General features: G+C 58.4%; 19 protein-coding genes and 2 pseudogenes. 4 read left to right on the forward strand and 17 right to left on the reverse strand.

Annotation, left to right across the window (positions count from 1 at the left end):
* Positions 1-58 precede the first annotated feature (58 nt).
* The 3 genes from Bsp3421_RS01605 to Bsp3421_RS01615 form a co-directional block, all read right to left on the reverse strand.
* Positions 59-832, reverse strand: coding sequence for a fimbria/pilus periplasmic chaperone (locus tag Bsp3421_RS01605; protein WP_273995479.1), 774 nt, complete (start codon positions 830-832; stop codon positions 59-61).
* Positions 833-914: 82 nt separating this feature from the next.
* Positions 915-1457 carry a fimbrial protein gene (locus Bsp3421_RS01610; protein WP_273995480.1) on the reverse strand — a complete coding sequence of 181 codons (543 nt, stop codon included), beginning with the start codon at positions 1455-1457 and terminating at the stop codon, positions 915-917.
* Between the two features lie 183 nt (positions 1458-1640).
* On the reverse strand, positions 1641-2048 hold the full coding sequence (locus tag Bsp3421_RS01615) for a hypothetical protein (protein ID WP_273995482.1): 408 nt from the start codon (positions 2046-2048) through the stop codon (positions 1641-1643).
* Positions 2049-2357: 309 nt separating this feature from the next.
* On the opposite strand from Bsp3421_RS01615, the gene Bsp3421_RS34175 reads away from it, so the two are divergent.
* Entirely contained in the window at positions 2358-2696 is a 339-nt protein-coding gene (locus tag Bsp3421_RS34175) for an H-NS histone family protein (RefSeq protein ID WP_443111413.1), read from the forward strand.
* On the opposite strand, the gene Bsp3421_RS01620 is transcribed toward Bsp3421_RS34175, so the two are convergent.
* The 7 genes and pseudogenes from Bsp3421_RS01620 to Bsp3421_RS01650 all read right to left on the reverse strand — a co-directional run bounded on the left by Bsp3421_RS01620 (position 2693) and on the right by Bsp3421_RS01650 (position 6032).
* Positions 2693-2926, reverse strand: a complete 234-nt coding sequence (locus Bsp3421_RS01620; protein WP_273995483.1) for a hypothetical protein — start codon at positions 2924-2926, stop codon at positions 2693-2695. The genes Bsp3421_RS34175 and Bsp3421_RS01620 overlap by 4 nt on opposite strands.
* Before the next feature lie 110 nt (positions 2927-3036).
* Positions 3037-3297 (reverse strand): H-NS histone family protein, encoded by a 261-nt coding sequence (locus Bsp3421_RS01625; RefSeq protein WP_273995484.1) that lies wholly within the window; start codon positions 3295-3297, stop codon positions 3037-3039.
* Between the two features lie 75 nt (positions 3298-3372).
* Entirely contained in the window at positions 3373-3600 is a 228-nt protein-coding gene (locus Bsp3421_RS01630; RefSeq protein ID WP_273995485.1) for a hypothetical protein, read from the reverse strand.
* A 126-nt stretch (positions 3601-3726) separates the two neighbouring features.
* A complete protein-coding gene (locus Bsp3421_RS01635) occupies positions 3727-4152 on the reverse strand; it encodes a hypothetical protein (protein WP_273995486.1) in 426 nt (141 codons plus the stop codon).
* A gap of 303 nt (positions 4153-4455) precedes the next feature.
* Positions 4456-5271: a hypothetical protein gene (locus Bsp3421_RS01640; RefSeq protein WP_273995487.1), complete on the reverse strand. Its 816-nt coding sequence runs from the start codon at positions 5269-5271 to the stop codon at positions 4456-4458.
* Between the two features lie 187 nt (positions 5272-5458).
* Positions 5459-5608, reverse strand: a pseudogene (locus tag Bsp3421_RS01645) (hypothetical protein); the annotation flags it as partial.
* Positions 5609-5735: 127 nt separating this feature from the next.
* Complete coding sequence (locus Bsp3421_RS01650; protein ID WP_273995668.1) at positions 5736-6032, reverse strand: hypothetical protein; 297 nt, start codon at positions 6030-6032, stop codon at positions 5736-5738.
* Positions 6033-6252: 220 nt separating this feature from the next.
* Here Bsp3421_RS01650 and Bsp3421_RS01655 point away from each other — a divergent pair, with 220 nt between their 5' ends.
* The 3 genes from Bsp3421_RS01655 (at position 6253) to Bsp3421_RS01665 (ending at position 13031) form a co-directional block, all read left to right on the forward strand.
* Positions 6253-11265 carry a hypothetical protein gene (locus Bsp3421_RS01655; RefSeq protein WP_273995488.1) on the forward strand — a complete coding sequence of 1671 codons (5013 nt, stop codon included), beginning with the start codon at positions 6253-6255 and terminating at the stop codon, positions 11263-11265.
* Positions 11266-11618: 353 nt separating this feature from the next.
* Positions 11619-12569, forward strand: a complete 951-nt coding sequence (locus Bsp3421_RS01660) for an IS481 family transposase (protein WP_273995489.1) — start codon at positions 11619-11621, stop codon at positions 12567-12569.
* Positions 12570-12599: 30 nt separating this feature from the next.
* Positions 12600-13031, forward strand: coding sequence for a phage integrase family protein (locus tag Bsp3421_RS01665; RefSeq protein WP_273995656.1), 432 nt, complete (start codon positions 12600-12602; stop codon positions 13029-13031).
* Between the two features lie 25 nt (positions 13032-13056).
* Here the strand turns inward: Bsp3421_RS01665 and Bsp3421_RS01670 are convergent, their stop codons facing one another.
* The 7 genes and pseudogenes from Bsp3421_RS01670 to Bsp3421_RS01695 form a co-directional block, all read right to left on the reverse strand.
* Positions 13057-13335: an HU family DNA-binding protein gene (locus Bsp3421_RS01670; RefSeq protein WP_273995491.1), complete on the reverse strand. Its 279-nt coding sequence runs from the start codon at positions 13333-13335 to the stop codon at positions 13057-13059.
* 104 nt (positions 13336-13439) lie between these two features.
* Positions 13440-14843, reverse strand: a complete 1404-nt coding sequence (locus Bsp3421_RS01675) for a GGDEF domain-containing protein (RefSeq protein WP_273995493.1) — start codon at positions 14841-14843, stop codon at positions 13440-13442.
* A 157-nt stretch (positions 14844-15000) separates the two neighbouring features.
* Positions 15001-15114, reverse strand: a pseudogene (locus Bsp3421_RS34180) (IS3 family transposase); the annotation flags it as partial.
* Positions 15115-15202: 88 nt separating this feature from the next.
* A complete protein-coding gene (locus Bsp3421_RS01680) occupies positions 15203-15562 on the reverse strand; it encodes a nucleotidyltransferase family protein (RefSeq protein ID WP_273995494.1) in 360 nt (119 codons plus the stop codon).
* A gap of 162 nt (positions 15563-15724) precedes the next feature.
* The gene (locus Bsp3421_RS01685) at positions 15725-16183 is read right to left on the reverse strand and encodes a GNAT family N-acetyltransferase (protein ID WP_273995495.1); all 459 of its coding nucleotides are present in this window, start codon (positions 16181-16183) and stop codon (positions 15725-15727) included.
* Between the two features lie 492 nt (positions 16184-16675).
* The gene (locus Bsp3421_RS01690; RefSeq protein WP_273995497.1) at positions 16676-18124 is read right to left on the reverse strand and encodes a cytochrome P450; all 1449 of its coding nucleotides are present in this window, start codon (positions 18122-18124) and stop codon (positions 16676-16678) included.
* A 94-nt stretch (positions 18125-18218) separates the two neighbouring features.
* A complete protein-coding gene (locus Bsp3421_RS01695; protein WP_273995499.1) occupies positions 18219-18656 on the reverse strand; it encodes a lipocalin-like domain-containing protein in 438 nt (145 codons plus the stop codon).
* Positions 18657-18733 lie beyond the last annotated feature (77 nt).

An 18733-nucleotide genomic window follows, 5' to 3' on the forward strand; every position in this document is an offset into this window, starting at 1 on the left:
TGAAAAGGAGAGCGCGCGCTATCCGCGCCTCGCGCAATGGAAGATGGTCAGCAGTGCATCACGGCGACGTCGCCGCAGCGCCGGATCGCAACGGCGTCTCGCCGCTGACCGCGCCGCCATAGTCATTGAGTGACGTGTAGTGCACGCGAGCGCCCGCCGCGTCGGGAACGTCGCCCTTCAGCGGGAAGGCGCGCGTCTCGCCCGGCCCGACCATGCCGCCGTCGTCGAAAGCCGCGCTGCGGTCGCCCAACTGCACGCTGATCGCGGTCAGCGACACGTGGAACGGGGTCGGGTTATGCGCTTCGATGGCCGGCTTGCCGTCGACCTGCGTGAGGCGCCAGGTGAGCTGCGCCGGCGCATCCGCGGGCGAGCCCTTGAGCGTATCCGGTCGATAGAACACCTTGATGCGCGAACGGAATGCGAGCTGCACCCGGTTCATGTCCGCGTCGGCTGCGCTCGGCTTGGGGGGCACTTCGAGCACGTTGAGCCAGAACACCGACTCGCGATCCTGCGGCATCGGCTCGCCGGTATAGACGATTCGCAGCGTCTGCGACTTCGACGGATCGATTCGCGCGATCGGCGGTGTGACGGTGAATGGAACCTTGATCGTGGACGGCGCGCTGTGCACGTCGCCTGTATCGACCCATGACTGCACGAGCGCCGGTGCCTGGCCTGCGTTCGACAGTTTGAGCGTGACCTCGGACTCGCTCGCGCCGTAGATCACGCGCGTGCCGCCGATCACCACGGAAGCGTCGGCGGGCGTTGCCAATTGGCTGAACCACGCGATACACGCGGAGGCGATCGCAAATCGTAGTGCTTGACGGAACTTCATGGTCTTAACCAGTGCGTGTGAAATGGGAGGAGTGAATACGAATCACCCCATCCCTTATTATTATGTAAAGCTAATTAATTATTTACTGATAAATGAGCGAGTACGTCACGCTCGACGTTGCCGCGCCAGCCGTTGCGGCGCCGGTGGCGACATACTGCGCGTAGTACGCGAGCGTGGCCGCGCCGGCGGAGCTGATCGCGACCGACTTCGAGTTTTGCGAAGCGTCCGCCGCGCCGACCTTGATCGCCGAGAAATCGCTGTTCAGCAGGCCGATCTCGACGTTGGTCGCGCCGCCCGTGGTCAGGACCAGGTTGCCGGTGGCGGTGTCGACCGTCGGGCCCGGTTCGAAGTAGGTGTGGACATTGCCCGATGCCGGCGTGCAGGCCGTCAGCGCGACAGTGAACGGCGTGGCGCCGGCGACCTTGCCAGCAGCAGGCAGTGCGCTGGTCGACACCTTGGGCAGCGTGACCGTGAAGTTGTTCGAGCCGCTGCCGTTGCCGTTGATCGTGCAGGTTTGCGCGGTGATGCTGCCGTTGAACGTGATCGTGCCGTCACTGGCGGAGGCGATTTGCGAAGCGGTGGCGGCGCCCACGAGCAGCAGGGCGGAAATGATTTTGGTTTGCATGGTCTTTTAATTAAAAACTACATAAGTTAATATACGACGCCAAGACATTAATTCAATAACGCCACGTCCCATCCAGCGGCGACCCCGAATCAAGCACCCCTTGCCAACATATTGCTTTCATGCCGGCCACTTTTGGACAGGCGAATCATATCCAAACGACACATCCCGCATATTGAATTAATGTCATACTTTGCAATGCTTGACAGATACCTCGATGTCACAGATATTTAACAATGTTTTATTTTTTGTTCTGTTACCCATTAACTCGAAGACTGCAATCCGTTGCGACAATCCGCCGCCGACAGCAAGATGCCAGCCATGGCTCAGGAGCAGAAGGCAATTCGTGCACGCGCCAAGCACGAAAATGAAGTGCACGGCGATTTCGAGCCCGGATGTCTGGGCTCCTGTCGCGCGCAAAATACGTCCTTTGTCGGTGACCTGCTCCCTGCGTTTAGTACGGTGACCGTGTGGAGTCCGTTCAGAGGAACTGAGCCGATTTCGGCCACCACGGCCACCGCGCACGGTAGCCAACACGAGATGGTTCTCCAGTGACAACGCGCGGTTCTTTTCCATCGACGGCGGTAACAACATTTCTTTCGTCAGACCCCACTCGTCCAGGTCGCTGGGACAAATTTTTCCTGCACCCCACGTTACTCACTCGTCGTGACTCAACTTCGACACATCGTGTCAGCCCCAGGCGATCTAATCTCTGGGGGGAAAGTCGGAGTTATTCCACACATGTTCACAAAGCTTCGATCGCGAAGCAATACCATGACCTTGCAAACTGGGTTGTCGGTTTACGACTCGAAGGCAACCCACCCGTCTGGCGCGTTTCTCGCACGCATGATCTCATATTTCAATCGCCCATATCAGGTGTAACGGATTTTGTGGTTCTGAGTGATGTTGGTAAATGGCGACAGAATAATTGGCAAGTATTTTTCTAATGAAAATGAAAACCCCGTGCCGACATACCAAAAACGTCTCGTAAAACGGATCACACTCGAAGTAGAACTCCATACTGCCAAAGCGGTGAAACGGGAGTCCGCTTTGACGCAAGTTCGCCAACTCGTCGGTGAATTCGATATCAGCGCGCAGGAGATCTTCCCTGCTCACCAACCCCGTAGACATAGTCGCCACGATGCGAAGTATCGCCACCCCGAGTCCGGCGAGACCTGGAGCGGTCGTGGTCGGCCACCTGGGTGGATTGTAGGCAAAGACCGCACACTTTTCGAGACCTAGAGAAGCGTCGCTAGCGTTGGTTGCCTGGCCAGTGGGCCGACATTGTGCACTGGCATTTCCTCAGCACCGCGAACCTCGCGGACCTGATCCCATGGCACACGGCCGACGGTGGAACGCTCATCAACGAATACCTTCGCGCGCACGTCTGCGATCACCGCCGCAATTTCCGCAGCCTGCAACTCCTGGGCCTCAATTTCCAGCGCTTCAATCTGCGCCTTCACCTCTGACAACGTCCGTTTTCTCGTTACTACGGCTTTTCACTCCGGTCGTTTTTCGATATTCAGGCCAGTCCGCCGAAATCCCGTTTGGATCAAGTGCGGACTCGCTGGACCGCGTCGTTTTAGATGGCGAGCAGATCGGGCTGAACTAGGAACGCGGCAGGCTCGTCACCGAGCCAAGTCGGCTGCCGACCCCGGCCAGACCATGTTCTACCTGTCGTCGGGGCGCGGTACTCCAGGGCCGTCGACACGCGCTTCGCGTTGCGCTTCTGCACACGCTCTTGCAGATCCACAACGCTGATATCGAACTCCTGCATCAGCGCCTTGATCTGCGCCGATCGCCGCGCCGCGTTCGACGTCTCGAAGGGCTTTGATTTGCGCATCCAGTGTTTCAAGTTGCGCAATTGCCCGTCGTTTTGGAGGTCATGCTTTAAAATTTCCGGGATGTTGTTATTTACTTAATCGGGCAGGTCAAGGAGCTTCTTGAATATCTTGCTGTCCTCGCGTCGAGTCGGGTCGGTTACTTCATCACGCGTGACGGTCTGCCACACCAGCCATGCGCCCGCAGCGTAGTCGCGAAGATGCCTGGCCGATTGCGAGTTTGGCTCCTTCGCCGCGCGAGCCAACTCGTCTGAGACGATTTGCTTGGCGGCTTCGGTGATTTGCTCGTAGGTGTATGTCTTCATCGTCGCGACCTTTGTTTCCGCTATCTTAGACTTCCGAACTGCCGATCCACTGGCCTCCAAAGAAAGCGTCCGCACCGAAGTGGCGGCTCTCGAATGCCTTCGCGTCATCACGGTTCAGCGCCGCATTCAGGCTTTCGTGTGTCCAAGTAGGCGCGGGATCAATTCGGAGGGTTGCTTGCCCTGCCAATGCACGCAGGAATAACGGCTCACGCTCGTTACCAGCGAGTAGATCGACTTCACTGGAGTCGGCCGGCCGTGCAACAAGGTACCATCACGGTTCCCTTTTCCTTTCGGATTTCGCGCAATATCGCAGGGTGTCGCCCGAAATCGCAAAGCGCTATACGGCACTTCTTCCATTACTCGAGTATTAATTCGAGAAGCCACTGCCGCGCGAAAGCAACCCCGCCTACAATCCTGATGCTCCTGCTTCAGGATCTGTAGCCGCGCGTGGTACTTGGCCGCTTCCTGGCGCATGCGCTGCTGTTCCGCGTTCACGTAGATCGTGGTGGTCTGAAGAGAGGCGTGGCCCAGGGCCTGCTGCAGGACCGCCATTCCAGACGCCGCGGCCTGCGGGCCGGAACGCGTGCCGGAATGCGTGCGGCGAGGTCTGCGCCAGCTGACGCCACGACGACTCGAGGATGTCGGGCAGCTGCTCGATCAGCCGGCCGAGCGCGCGACCTTGCGATCGAGTGCGGGCGACGCCGCCGGCGGATAGCGCTCCGCGTAGAGCGCCGACAGAAATGGGCGCTCGTCAGGCGCAGCAGCGGCCGTCGTGGATCCGCGCGCACCTCAGGCCTGCGTGCGCGCCAAGGCCATCGGATGGCGGTACCTCTTAGTGGACCGCGTGTGGGTCAATCAATGTCCATCGACCTCCTTCGGTTCCAGATACAACCAGGTCATCAGTGTTGCTCGGCTCTCCGCGCAAAGTAGCCAGCGGTCGGTGTCGTTCCAGCCTGACGCCAACGCAGGAATTTTCGATGGATCGCGTGCGCCGGTTGTCAACGTATGCACGTTGAATAGCTCCGCTGAGCGCTCAAGCAGATCCTGCAGACGTTTTTTGCCATCCGGTCGCAGGAACTCATGAAGTTCCACGATGACGTGCGCGCGCTGTAACTGCGTCAGGCATTCGTTTGTCAGCACGTCGAACTCTGCGCCCTCAATGTCGACCAGCACCGCCGCCCGCGCGAAGTCGACGCCATGCGCGGCCAGATCTTCCGCAAACGAAGGCGTTGCCGCGTGATAGACGTGCACGCGATCGGCAACGTTGTTGTTCACCGCGTTACGCGTGATATTCGCCCTGCTCATTTCCTCCAGCTCGAAGCAATGTGACTCGTGATAGAGGTTCTTCGCGACTAAGCCGACGGCGTAGTAGCCATCAGCGCCTCCGAGGTCAATGAAAACGTCACGCGTCGACGCAATCCTTGCGAGCAAATCGCAAACCTCTTGTTCGTAGAACCCTAGCAACTTCACACCGTTGTCTGCCTCACGCCACGTCGCCAATCCTCCGAGATTGAACCCGGCCAGAGGTCCGTGCTGGATGATGCCACCGGTCAGATGCATCAATCGGCGCATCAAAACGAAACGCCGTAGCTCCGAGCCATTCGAAGTGCTGAACTCAAGCATTTGCTCTAACTCATCGGCGCTGAACGCGCCAGTAATGTGATGGCTCATTGATTTCCTCGTGCGTTGAGAGTCAGTTAGTCTACCGTTCAGACGAGCAGATCGTGGTCGTTGCTGGTCTCCCAGCTCGCGATCAAGGCTCGTTGAACCTTGGCGGGCAGGTGTTGCCAGCCTCCCTCCACGTTGAATGCCACAACGCCTCCGATAGGTTGGTCCGCGATGTCAAATCTACCGCACCCTACTCGCCGCGACGCTCCGCCAGTCGCGCGTGGTGCTTCGCCGCTTCCTGACGCATACGCTGCTGTTCGGCATTGACGTAGATGGTGGTGGTCTGCAAGGAGGCGTGGCCCAACGCCTGCTGCAGGACTTCGAGCACCATCCCGGCCGCCGCGGCCTGTGTGCCGAACGTGTGCCGAACGTGTGTCGGAACGCGTGCGGCGAGGTCTGCGCCAGCTGACGCCGCGACGACTCGACTAGATCCGGCACCTGCTCGATCATCCGGCCGAGTGCGCGAATCACGACGCGCCTTGCGCCGCGCGACGTATAGCCAGCCATCCGGGTGACCGCAGCATCCTCGACGCCGAACTTGTCGTGGCCGGCTGGCGTCGGCGGCACGACCGTCGGCGCGACGAGCGGCGGATCGGCGTCGCCGGCGTCGAGGTCCAGCCGCGATCGCGCCAGTGTTCGCACAGCGCGTCGATTGCATCGTCGGTCACCGGTACGAAGCGCTCCTTGTTGCCCTTCTCGATCACGCGCAACATCCAGGCCGCCGGCATCTCGTCATCGGCGGCCGTGTAATCAATGCGTCTCAACAGCTGCCGGTCATTGCATGTATCGATTTTATAAATCGTCATGTGCAGATTTATTAATTAATCGATAATATTTGCTTGATTTTGACAGAATTAATCAGAATTCATCCGAATTGATTTTATTTTGAGATTAACGTTTACCTAGACTGATACCCATTGGCTGAGCTTTACACCCTGACACCGAACATCGATCCCAACAACGAACACGAATAAAGGAGTCGCGATGAATGGAAGCAATGGGCTAGAACTAGGTGTCGCCGCGAACCTGGTGAAAGGCTACGCGTCCGGCTGGGATCCGTCGGCGGGAACATTGGACATCCTGCACCGGCCAGCCGAGCAGCCGATGGTGCCGCAGCCGCTCAGCCCTTCGGGGGCGCGGGGGAACTGGAGCTATCCAGTGATCACCCTGCACGACACGCCGGACAACCTGGTCACGGAACTGCTCGGCTATTCGATCGACGCACCAGCGATCGATCAGGCTCCGCCGCGACTACCCACAGGTGCGCTGCTTCTGTCGTCACCTGGCGGAAGCCTGGCGCGGAGCCGTCTGGCGGCCGCGCTGGGAGTGTCGCTCGACAATCCCGACCTGCGTTATGCCCTCGTCAAGCTGACTCGCGCCGATCAGGTTTTCTCCCATACGACCAAGGAGCATGGCATCCTGACGACGGTGGATGCACTGAGCCCGGATCGGAGAATCGGCGTTAATAGCGAATTCATGCGTTCCATGGCGCGTCTGCGCCACTTTCGGACATCCGACGCGGAGCAAGCCGCCGCCGAGCTGACCTTGGAGGATGCCAATGCCTATTTGAAAGGGTTCGCCCGGTGGGGCACCCATTTCGTATCGTCGATTACCGGCGGCGACCAGATCGTTCAGGTATTTGCCTACGAGGCGGATCGTTTCGAGCGGGTACGGACGGCGTTTGAAGCAGATGGTAATGATTTCACCGGCATTGACGCATGTGATTTCCAGTATTTCACCACGGATGCCAATAAAGGCGCCTTCGGCTTCGTGCGGCAATATGGAAAGATCCTGTGCTTCAGCAACGCCCGGGTGTTTCAGGAGAGTCTCGCGGCCGGAGAATGGGTCGAGAAAACCTGGGCGAAGCAGAACAGCGTGTTCCAGGTTTTCGCCATCGGCACGGCGGTCTCCCGGCGCCGGCTGAACGCGGAATTCACGAACCAAGTGCCGGTCGCCGTGACCCTCGCTCCCCTGACGACCTTCACCGAATACAAACGCACGACCGTGTGGAGGCACGTATTCAAGGCAGCCATGTCGTGTGTATTCGCTGACGCGATCGATCCCAACTTCGTGTCGCACGACGCGACCGACTTCAATGTCCTGATCCCGGAAGAGCAGCCGGGCGTGATCTCCGCGATCGCCACGCCGACCATCAATATTTACAAGGCGCGCCTGAATCTGGCCGGGATGCAGTTGGTCGCGCGCGCCGACGTCCGGAAGTTCATCTCGTTCGGCTACGTCGTCAGCGGCACATCGCCGTCGGCCATCGATCTACCGGGGACGGCTGTTCACGTGTACGGCTACATTCTGGACATGCGGGCGAACGGCCGGCCCAACGTGGTGTCGTTGAGCGATAAGGGCTTCGATGGTCTTGCCATTGGGTGTGACCGGTTTCTCGGCGTCGCGCGCTTCCAGAACGCCGAAGGCCGCAAGCACTTTCTGGTGGCCGACGGCTTGCGCTATGAGCTGGATGCGGACGGCTGGCCATCCGTGACCGGCGACGTGCGGCATCCGCCACCAGCGTCCGGCCTTCACGCGCTAAAGGACAGTCTCGAGTTCTCGCTGGCCTTCGGCGAGACCGTGCTTGGCATGCAGACGGTGGAAACCCTCAATGACCCGACGCGGCTGCTGGCGCGCGACTACCTGAAATGGGTCGGCAAGCTCATCCCGGCCGATTGCGCCGACACGGATCTCCAGACGATGCGCTTTCGCGCGCTCGATTTGAGCAGCTATGCGCCTAACACCGGGGGGGGCGCGTTCGTGCCGATTCTCCCGGCGGCGGATTACCAGCAGGCGGTCGGGAACATCCTGGACTGCTTGCAGGAGATCCAGAGGCAGGTCAGCGAGAGCACCATTCAGATCAACCAGCGCAAGCAGGCCGAACTGACCATCGACGTGGCCAGGACGCTGAATGAAAACATCGTTCAAAGTGGGGAGTTGCTCTCGGGTCTAATCAAGGCAAACGCACAGTCAGCCAGGGATTTGTCCGGCCAGTACGATGCAGTGATTTCCGCCAGGCAGGCGGAGGCCCGAGCGCAACAAACCAAGATCAATGAATTGTCGAAGGCCGTGTTCGAGCAGCAGGCAGAGGTCGACCGGGCGGTTCAGGGCTATCAGGCGGCGCTCGCTCAGTGGGAAACCCTGGAACTGGTCAAGTTCGGCCTGGAGGTGGCAACCAGCACCTTCAGCCTGAGCAGCGCGGTCCTGGTTCCGTCGACTTCCATCTCGGCGGTCAAGGACCTGGGACAAACGGCGCAGCGCATTCAAAAGACCCTGAATGTGCTGAATGCCACCATGAAGGTCTACACGACGGCCTCCGGCGCCGCAAAAAGCATTCAGGATGCCCAGACGACGCTCGACGGCCTGGATGGCCTGGACTATGGCAATACCTCTGCGTTGAACTGGGACGAGATGTCGATTCAGCTCGACGTCGCATTGTCCACCGGACCAGGCGGCAGCGTAACCGCCGCCAAGGCCAGGCTAGTAGCCGCGTTCAAGCTTCTTGCCTTGCGCGGTAAAGCACTCGTCGGTGCGCAATCCAGCTTGCATCAGATCCAGCGCGAAATCTATACGACGCAGCGACAGAAGCTGTTGAACGACCGGCAGACCGAACGCCTCGACGATCTGACCAGGACTTTGCATCCCGCGCGCATCCGAGATCTGGACAGGGAAGCGATCGACCTGGTCGGGCTGACCGGCAGCCTGGACTACCTGCGCCGCCAGATGCTCACCACCTTCACCAAGTCTTTTCTGTTGCAGGATCAGGCACTGCAATACGCATGGCTGCAAAAGCCGACACCCATCGCGAGCCACAGCCTGCTGACCTTCATGCAGGCGCGCATCGCACAGAGCGAGGCGACACTGGAGGCCAAGTCGCAGTTGCTGAAATACCAGGCGGGAACCACCAGTCCGATCTCCATCGACATCGAGGGAGTGCTGGTCGAGGACATCTGCGATGGCAATGCCTTCGAGATCATCATCGATCCTAATTCGCTGCCGTTTCGCCAATACGTGAATCTGCGCGTCCAGGCGGTGGTAGCGGAAGTGCAAGGCGTGAAATCCACCGATAGCGGCAAGGTGCTGCTCAAGCTGACCTTCGAGGACAAGCCTTTCATCGACCGCAACGTCGAACGCGCCACTTTGCGCTTCCACACTCCGTTCCGCGAACGCGTCTACCAGTTCGACGTTGCAACGGGACAACCCGACTTCAGCGATCAGGGCAGGTCATGGTCGACGAACGTCAGTCCGGTCACGCCCTTCGGTTCCTGGCTCGTATCGCTCCCCAAGACCCAAACCAACCAGGGGCTGCGTTTTTCCGGCCTGACAGTCACTATTCGCCTGACGTTCGTCCTCGAGGCCCGCATCGTCGATGTGCCGGTGGCGCTCCGCGGCCACGCCCTCCGTTCCCCGGGAGCAGACGGCGCCGTGGCGATGCTGGCGGCGAGCGGCGCCGAGCGATGGTCCGCGGATCAGCTAATTGCCAAGCTGAACGCCGCTGGCGCGACCACCAACGGCTGGGACGTCGTCTTCAACATGGGGCTGTCACAGATCAACAAGTCCTTGCGCGACCAGTACGACGCGCTTGCAAAAGAATCCAAGTACAAGCACCAAATCTCCGTCCGCACGGAGTACGAGGTGATGGAAGGCACGACTGGAATCAAGAAATTCGACTTCACGTACGGGTATCCATTGCTGGAATTCCAGTCCAACAACCCCAACACCGTCCTGCTGAAAATGCAGATCGAGGATGGGACGCTGACCAAATGCAAGAGAGAGGACGACCAGCCGGAAAAATGCGGCCAGCCCGTGAGCATCAAAGGCAAGACGCTCATGGCGGTGGTGACGCTGTCGTTGACGGAGGGTGTCGTCTTCGTGGATGGATCCAACCAGAATATTCTGCATGTCGAACTGAATATGGCCAAGGGCGCATTCTCTGCTGACGACATCGAACTTATCGACGAGGAAGAGGTCAGTTTCAGCCGGGCGATCAAAGCCCATTTTCAGAACAACCCCATCGTTTATCGGATCAACGCCCTGAATATCACCAACGTGCCGGTGCTCGAAGCCCTGAGACCGAACGGCTTCCGGTTCAAGTTGTTGACGACACCCGCTGGTGTTGACCTCTTGCAGCTCTTCATTCAGACCGGTAGCCGGAAGTTGCCCAACGCGACGCAGACCTTCCTGAACCACGTGGACGAACCGTTGCCGTTAGGCAGTGAGGCATCGCTGTTTATCCGCAGCGATCTGTTCTTCTCGGAAATCCTTCCCCAATCTCTTGACAGGCGTGCATCCGGCTGGAGTCTGGTGGGTCGAAAGGGCCCCGAGTCGGTGAAAGCGTCGTGGTGCGAGTTCACCAATGCCCCTGTCTTCGCCACAGATGTCAAGCTGGGGAGCGTGACCGACACCCAGGTGTCTCCCGGGCCGGATCCGACCGGCATCAGCGTCACCGTGACGACCTATGCCCTTCCAAACGACACGATCAACTGGAACTTGGCGGGCATGACCTTGACGCCTCGACCAGACGGCCAGATGCTGCTGTCCGGAACCAAGGCTCAATCGATGGCGATCAATACATACGTCAGCTCCTCAGCTTTCATCGGAACCATCCCTGGGAAGACGTTCACCAACGAAGCCACTTCCAGCGTGTATGCGATGGCGCAGGTGAAGGTCGAGGGTAGTGGACGCGATCAGACCATCAAATGTGTCATGGAGAGTCAGGCGGTGACGGTGACTGGTGGCGCCGAGGGGGGCGGTCCATCGAACACACCTGACCTACAGTACAGAATCAACGAGAAGATCCGGGACCAAGTGCCGAAACAGATCGTGAAGCAGCTGGACGTCAGTTTTGCCGCAGTGTCGCTGTTCGCGATCAAGAACCTGTTGTTCCCGACCAACAACTACATCACGTTCACCAAGTCCGCCGCGCCCGGCGACATGCTGGTGCTGGGCAACTTCAGTGGAGGTGCCCCGGTAATCCCGGACAAAGCGTCGCACTAAGGTTGCTGAACAGTATCGGTTTCGGTTGCGGCATGTAGATTGAGTCACCCTACTGGCGTTCCGCCTGGCTCCTCGATGGTCCCGGTGAATGCGCAGTCCATCACGTCGCCCGGGAGCAGTTGCCAGCAACCGCCCTCGACAAGGCTCGAAACATGGACAGCCTGCTGTCCTATGTCAGTCAGCATCGGACAACATTGTTCGAATGGGAATCCCGGCTGCCGTTTGAGCGACTACCGCGCCGACGCATGCCGCGCTAGCTGTGAAGCTTCAATAGGTTGTATCGATGGTTCATCCGGACTGAGTCTGGGAGACTGGAAGTCGCCAAACACCCAACCTTCCAGGAACCCAGCCGGATGAACACCCATAAGAATGCCCGACTCACTTTCGCGCGTCGACTTGAGATGGTTCAGGAGATCACCGAATCCGGTTCGAGCGTGCCGCAAGCCGCAGTCGATCATGGCGTGACAGCACCGACGGTACGCAAATGGCTTGGGCGCTATCTGGTCGGCGGCGCACTCGCGCTGGCAGACGCCTCATCGAGACCGGCTCGCTCTCCACGCTCCATTGACCCGGCGACTGCCTTGTTGATCGTGGAGTTGCGCCAGCAGCGCTTGCTGCAACGTCAGATCGCTCGACAGGTGGGCGTGTCGGCCTCGACCGTCAGTCGGGTGCTGGCGCGTGCCGGACTGTCCCGGTTGAGCGACCTGCAACCAAGAGAGCCGGTTCAGCGTTACGAACACGAGGCACCGGGCGACTTGCTGCACATCGACATCAAGAAGCTCGGCCGTATCGCGCGTCCTGGCCATCGTGTGACCGGCAATCGGCGCGATACGGTCGATGGTGTTGGCTGGGAGTATCTGTTCGTCGCCGTGGACGACCATGCCCGGATTGCCTACACAGCAATGCATCCAGACGAGACGAAAGGGAGTGCCGTGAAATTCCTGCGCGATGCCGTGGCTTGGTACGCTGGACTTGGCGTGCGTGTGCGCCGATTGCTAACCGACAACGGTTCGGCGTTCCGTTCACATGAGTTTGCTCGGACCTGTCAGGAACTGGAGATCCGGCACAAATTTACACGGGCGTACCGTCCTCAGACCAACGGCAAGGCCGAACGCTTCATCCAGTCAGCGTTACGTGAGTGGGCCTACGCATGGACGTACCAAAGCTCAGCCCATCGCGTCGAAGCCCTGGCGAGTTGGCAGCATCACTACAACTGGCATCGTGCTCATAGCGCCATCGGCGGCGTTGCGCCGATGGCCAGACTTCCCGTATCGAGAAACAACCTCTTGACGCTTCACAACTAGGCCCAGGCGGCGCCGGCGCCCGATGACGCGATCGCGCGTTGGTTCCGCGCTCGTTGCCCAGCAACTGCGAGATCGAGGTGCGCACCGTTGGACAGCTGCAACCGCCGCCGCGGATCCTGGTGGCGGTCGGTGCCGCGCATCGGCGTCGGCAGGGCCCGCACCGTGGTCGCGTGGCTGCGCCGGCACGCCGAGACGATGGCGACACGGTCACGCTCGACGTCGACAGCATCGATCGATTCGTCGCTGCACCGGAGGCACGCGTCCCGCTGCGCAGCGACCAACCGTGGCGATGCCGAAGGACCTGGACGGCTCGGCCGGAACGAATCGCGCGCCGGCGCTCCCGTACATCTCGGCCATGCACGACCTCGACGCCGTGTTCGCGTACCTGCATCGCTACGACGGCCAGCCGTTGCGCGCGTGGATACCACAACGTCCACGACCTCACGGTGCACACCCACATAGGCAGCTTGCACAACGTCATGCTTCGTCACGGCGCGTTCACCGCATCCTTAAATGCCTTGCCTGCGATGAACTTTACCGTTTTCGCCGCGGCGATCGCGATCTCCGCGCCTGTTGTGGGATTGCGGCCGATACGGGCTGCGCGTTGCCCCTGCGAGAACGCCCCGAAGCCGATGAGTTGTACGGTATCGTCGGCACTCACCGCGTGCGTAATGACCTCCAGCAGGGCTTGGATTACTTCGCTAGTGGCAGTCTTGCTGGCGCCGGTGCTAGCAGCGACTGCGTCAATGAGTTCCTGTTTGTTCATGGACAACCTTGGTCAGTAAGTTAAAGCCGAACCCTACCGCATTGCGCGGCTCGTAAGCGCATCCTGAGGCAAACTTCAGGGCCGGTCAGAACACCCGCAGCGGACTACGCAGCGACCACCCTGTTGCGACCTTGGTGCTTCGCGTGATATAGGCGTTCGTCCGCCTTGCGCAGGATCGCGTCGATCGTCTCCCCATCACGCCCGAACTCGGAAACGCCAATGCTCACGGTGACCTCAATCGGCTGACCGATGTCGGCCTCAAACGGTGTGCCAGCGATCGCTGCGCGAATACGCTCACCAATTGAGCGAGCGGTGTCCAGAGCAGCTTGCGGCAGAAGCACCATGAATTCCTCTCCACCTACCCGCGCGACGCCGTCGAATGGCCGGATCGCATCACGGCATTTCGTAACAAAGCGCTGCAACACGCGGTCGCCCGCCTGATGCCCGTAGCTGTCATTGATAATTTTGAAGTGGTCGAGATCGAGCGCTAGCAACGAGAACGGCGCGCCATTGTGTTTCGCCCGGGCAATTTCGGCCTCCACGCGATCGATGAATTGGCGCCGATTGGCCGCGCCTGTAAGCGGATCCGTTGCCGCCATATGCTCGAGCTTCTCGTTGGTCCGCTGCAGTTCCTGCAGCGCCCTCTCCGTGCGCCCCATCGCTTCTCGCAACCGGGCAAACAGCTCTCCTTGGCTATAGATCTTCGAAAACGAGCGCGTCGTGTGAAAAGCCTGAACAACCCCGAAACTGAGCAGAAAGAAGCCGGCCGCAAAGATTGCGTGCGCAAGCCACCACATATGATTCCACGGTACCCCAAGGATGAATGCGAGAGAGGAAAGTGCGAACGACGTCACCGAAATGCCGTAGATCGTCATCAGCGGAGAGCGAATGCGACGCTGGACGAGCGCAACGACGTTTACGGTGGAAAGCAAGAGCGCGCCTCCCTCCATCGAAACGCGCATCCATGGGGCGCCGGCCACTGGCGAGTAGGCGATTCCGGCAACCGAGAGGTCGATCAGCACAAACAGTGCAATCCACGTCGCCCAGACGCGACGATCAGCACGTTTGGTTGCGCTGTCGGCCGCGTGGCTATAAGTGAGCTGCCCGATGAAAATAAGTATCGACATGACTAGGCGGGAGGCCGGCCCGTACAAAAGAAACAGCCAGATATTGTGATGTGCCATGCCGGTGAAGACGCCATGCAACGCATAGATGAGAGAGAAGCCGAGAAAGCCGAGCGTGAGCCAACGCAGCAGCGGTTCGCCTGACAGACAATAGCAACGCCAGCAGACATAGGTGACGAATCCGCCTTCGAGCGTGGCGGCAGCGATCGCAAGCTCGTGAAAAGCGTGATTCTCGAATTTCAGCGAAGGATCCTGAAAGAAATATAGGTAGGCAATCAAATACAGCGGTATCAGCGCGAAGCCCGTCAGCAGCAGCTTGGCATAGCCCTTGGTGACCAGTTGGATAGTGCTTGAAGGCTCATTGGCGGCAACGCGGATGCTCATGTTCTGCCTCCCGTTTCGTCAGGTGAATCCAGTATAGGAAAGGAGACTCCTACCGTTAGATTTTCATGCAACAAGTTTCTTGGCACCGAGTGGACCGGCCAGTTGAACAGCCCCCGGAAACACCTACAAGGATCTTCGGGTTCACGCCTCGCTGGCATGCCCTGGTCAACATCGCCCGACCGCAGTACTCTTTGCCGTTGTCGGTCCGAATGGCATTCGGCAAGCCGCGAAGCAATGCCACACGATCGAGAATTCGCGTCAACACGTGCCCGATACGGTGCAAGAACCTTGATCGTGTCATCAGGAAGTAGAGTCAACCCGACTGCGGTTGCATACTCTGGCCGCGACGCGACGGCGGCCTACAGCGACTTCAATGGTGGCACGGCGTAACCCAAAGCCGCCTCGAACCAGGTATGAACGGCGGCTTGATTGGTGACCTCCCATGGCAATTGGGGGTGCATCCTGCTTGAATGAGACTGAAACGTTGCGTCGCGCGCGGCAGAAAGATCAGCGCCATCGAAGTACGCAACATCGACGTCACGCAATGCTGACGATGTCTCCAATCCATGCAAAGAGTCCCAGACGAGGTTCCGTACGGCACCAGCACCGATGCACCAGGAAGGTAGATTCAGGGACCGGACTGCAACCAGTGCAGGCCAAAACCATGAAGACTCTCGCGCAAGGGCAACGAGGTGCGCTTCGAAAGCAGTTGATGGCATGGGCGAAGAGTCCGCTGGGTAGCGGCGACGATCTGCCGCTGAGCAAACTCGCCGCTCACGGCAAGTCGATCTTAACCGAGTGTGACGCAGATGGAGGGGAGAGGCGTCCTTTACCGACCGCTTACGCTGAGGCTACGGGATAGACGCGACACGAAGCGAGCCCTACGCGGCGATGATGCGCTTCTGCATGAATACACTCAGTGGATCATTCGTGTAATCGCCAAACGGGCCGCGGCGCTCGTAGCCGGCGGAGGCATACAAAGCTAGCGCCTCGTGTTGGTACGGTCCGGTTTCGAGCTTGAGCAACTTGCAGCCCAGACCTATGGCCTTCGACTCGAGAAGAGCCAAGAGTCTCTTGGCAACGCCTTGCCCGCGACCGCGAGGACTAACATACATGCGTTTGAGTTCGCCAAACTCAGGGTAGAGAACGATCGCTCCACAGCCAATGGCATTACCCGCGCTGTCTCTCGCAACTGCAGACAGGACATTCGATTGCTTCAGCGCCGCGAGGTCAAGGATATGTCTGCTCTCAGGTGGGTACAGGGAGTCTTGATAGGCGTCCAGCTCTGCAATCAGAGCAATCACATCTGGTTGATCTGGCGATTCGATAGCGATAGTCATGACTGAAGAAGCTGAGCGAAAGGGAAATTGTAGGCGCCCTTGTCATACTGTAGCGCCGCTTGTTGACGCAGGAGATGAGCGATTCTATCGGACAGGTTGCGCGCGAGCCGAAGGCGACAACGATGAGGCCACGTTCCACGGCAGCAGTTTGTCGATGCGGTTGCCCCTCTCTTCTACATTGACCGAGCGTGAGATTGAGGTCGCAAGCGCTGCTGGCTCCTTTCGTGCACGCCGCTAGCGGGTTTCGTGACCATCGCTAGTAAAATTTGTGAAGCTCAACAATTGGCGCAGAATGTACAAGACGATTCATTTACAATTCCCTCAGAATGACAACACCCGTTTGAGAATTGCGGCCGCAATCGGTCTCCTGCCAATAATCCGACTGCATCCCAGCGCATTACTTCTTCGATTGACAGAACGTCAGTTCCGAAATGCCGGCCTGACGAATCAAGTCGACAACCGGCATTCCCAGCTCCGCTTGCTTCAGTACCGTCACAATCTTTCGACCTTCAACGCCACTTCACCGGAGACGCTCCCCAAAGGGCTCATGCAATGAACCGCATCGTAATCCTTGGCAAGGCTAAACCTATACCGAGTCAAGACGATGCTCCAAAAGACTCTTGCCTCAAGATTTGCCAAGGCGGCGCCGACACAAGTATGTACACCGTGTCCGAACGGGAGATATTGGCCACGGTGCCGTTGATGCTCCGCGCGCGCCGATGAGAATCGCTCGGGATCAAAGCGCTGTGGATGATCCCAGAGATCCGGATCCTGGCCAAGGAGACCGGTGAAGTTGAAGACCAACGTCCGCGGAGGAGCGACGTAGGAGCCAACTTGACATTCACCCAATGAAACGCGGGGTGTGATGGCCGATACGGGAAACATGCGAAGTGTTTCCTTCCAGACCTGGGTAGTTCGCTCCATGCCATTGAAGTCGGCCAACGTCGCTTGCTCAGGTAGGCGCATGGCTTCTGCTCGCAGGACCTCCTGCCAATGAGGATACTTGGCAAGCAGATAGGCCATGCTGGTTATTCCCATTGTCGTAGTGTCGAACGCGGCAAAGATAATATTGAGCATCAAATCGACAAGTTGGTCGTCATCCAGTCCCCCCGTATCGTCCCTCGACTTGCACAGTTGACTGAACAAATCCACCCCGCCTTCGTCACGGCGTTTCGGAATCAAGTCGTACATAATGCTGCTAAGTGTCGCAACCCCGTCCACGCCTCGTTTCCATCGTTCGCTGAGGTGTCGATTCTTCAAGACAACAGGAATCGCACCCCAGTAATCACGAGTGGCCCCTTCGAGACGTGCGGCCTCCTTTGGGTCTCCAATACCGAAGAAGAGACGCGCTGCAAGCTGGGAAAAAATTTTCCGGGCTTCCACTCGGAATGACACTGCCCCGTCACGAGGCCAAGCCTCGATATTGTGAACGAATTCATGATGGATGACGGTCAAATAGCTCGCGAGTGCGCGATCGCTGAAAGCCGGCTGAACCAAATTACGCATTCGCCGATGAGCATCAAAATCCAATGACATCAATCGACTCTTCTTCTTCAGATCGATATCAAAACTAAGCCCTCGTGTTACCCTCTCTACCGCCAGTGCGGTCGACCAACATCGATCGCCATTTTTCAGGATTTGCGATATGACTTCATGATCAGTCACCCCGACAATGGAGTATGGGCCGAGTTGGCTGCGGAACACCTTGCCATAAATGCTTGCCTGATTTGCAAAGAACTGCAACCCTTCTCGCTTATATGCAAAAAGAGATTTCATGCCCGCAATAAATCCACTCACCCCAGGGATGTTGTTGGGGGCTTTGGCTATGGACGGGAATGCTTCAGGTCGATCCGGGTTTTTGATGATTGACAACACTTCGGGATCTACAGCAATTCCTTTAATGCTCTTGCCATCATTCTCGACATTTCCGGCGTCGCTCATTTAAGAACTCCATGTTTTCGCAATTTCAAAAACCAACAACCCATCAAGAAATATTAACCGTTGCAGAATCCCGCGATCCCAACCCGCTGTCGTTTTAAATCTCTCGCGCCCAAACCAGCCGGCTCGAACCGGAATCAGTTGAATTCTCGAGGACGAGCCGCCCCTCTTCGTACCTTACCTCCCTCACAAGTCTTGTCCCAACGAAATCCGGGTAACTTGATAAATCAACGTGGTGTAAAACCGTTTTCCCATCCGTTGAATATCTTCCGGAATAGCCCAGGACTCCGGAATTTGCCCGGATCAACCTAATTAATCCAATTATTCTTTTAATGCCAAATATATTTAGCCAGAATTTTTCAGGAATGAATCCAACATTCGCCCTGCCCTTGGCGATCAAAAGTACGGACATATGCCCGCTTTCCATGTAGATGATGCGTCCCGATGGATTTCTCCCCAGCGGGTAAGTAATGTTGCCGTTCGCCAGCCTGAATTCGCTCTCTTCCAGCGACCAGGACCCCGTCAGATCACTCATGACTCACTCGCATCATAAAATTCATTGAACGGCGGGGCTCTTGAGCATCGCCAGGGCATTGCCAATAAAATGGTCTA

Source organism: Burkholderia sp. FERM BP-3421, assembly GCF_028657905.1.
In the GTDB taxonomy this organism is placed as follows: Bacteria; Pseudomonadota; Gammaproteobacteria; order Burkholderiales; family Burkholderiaceae; genus Burkholderia.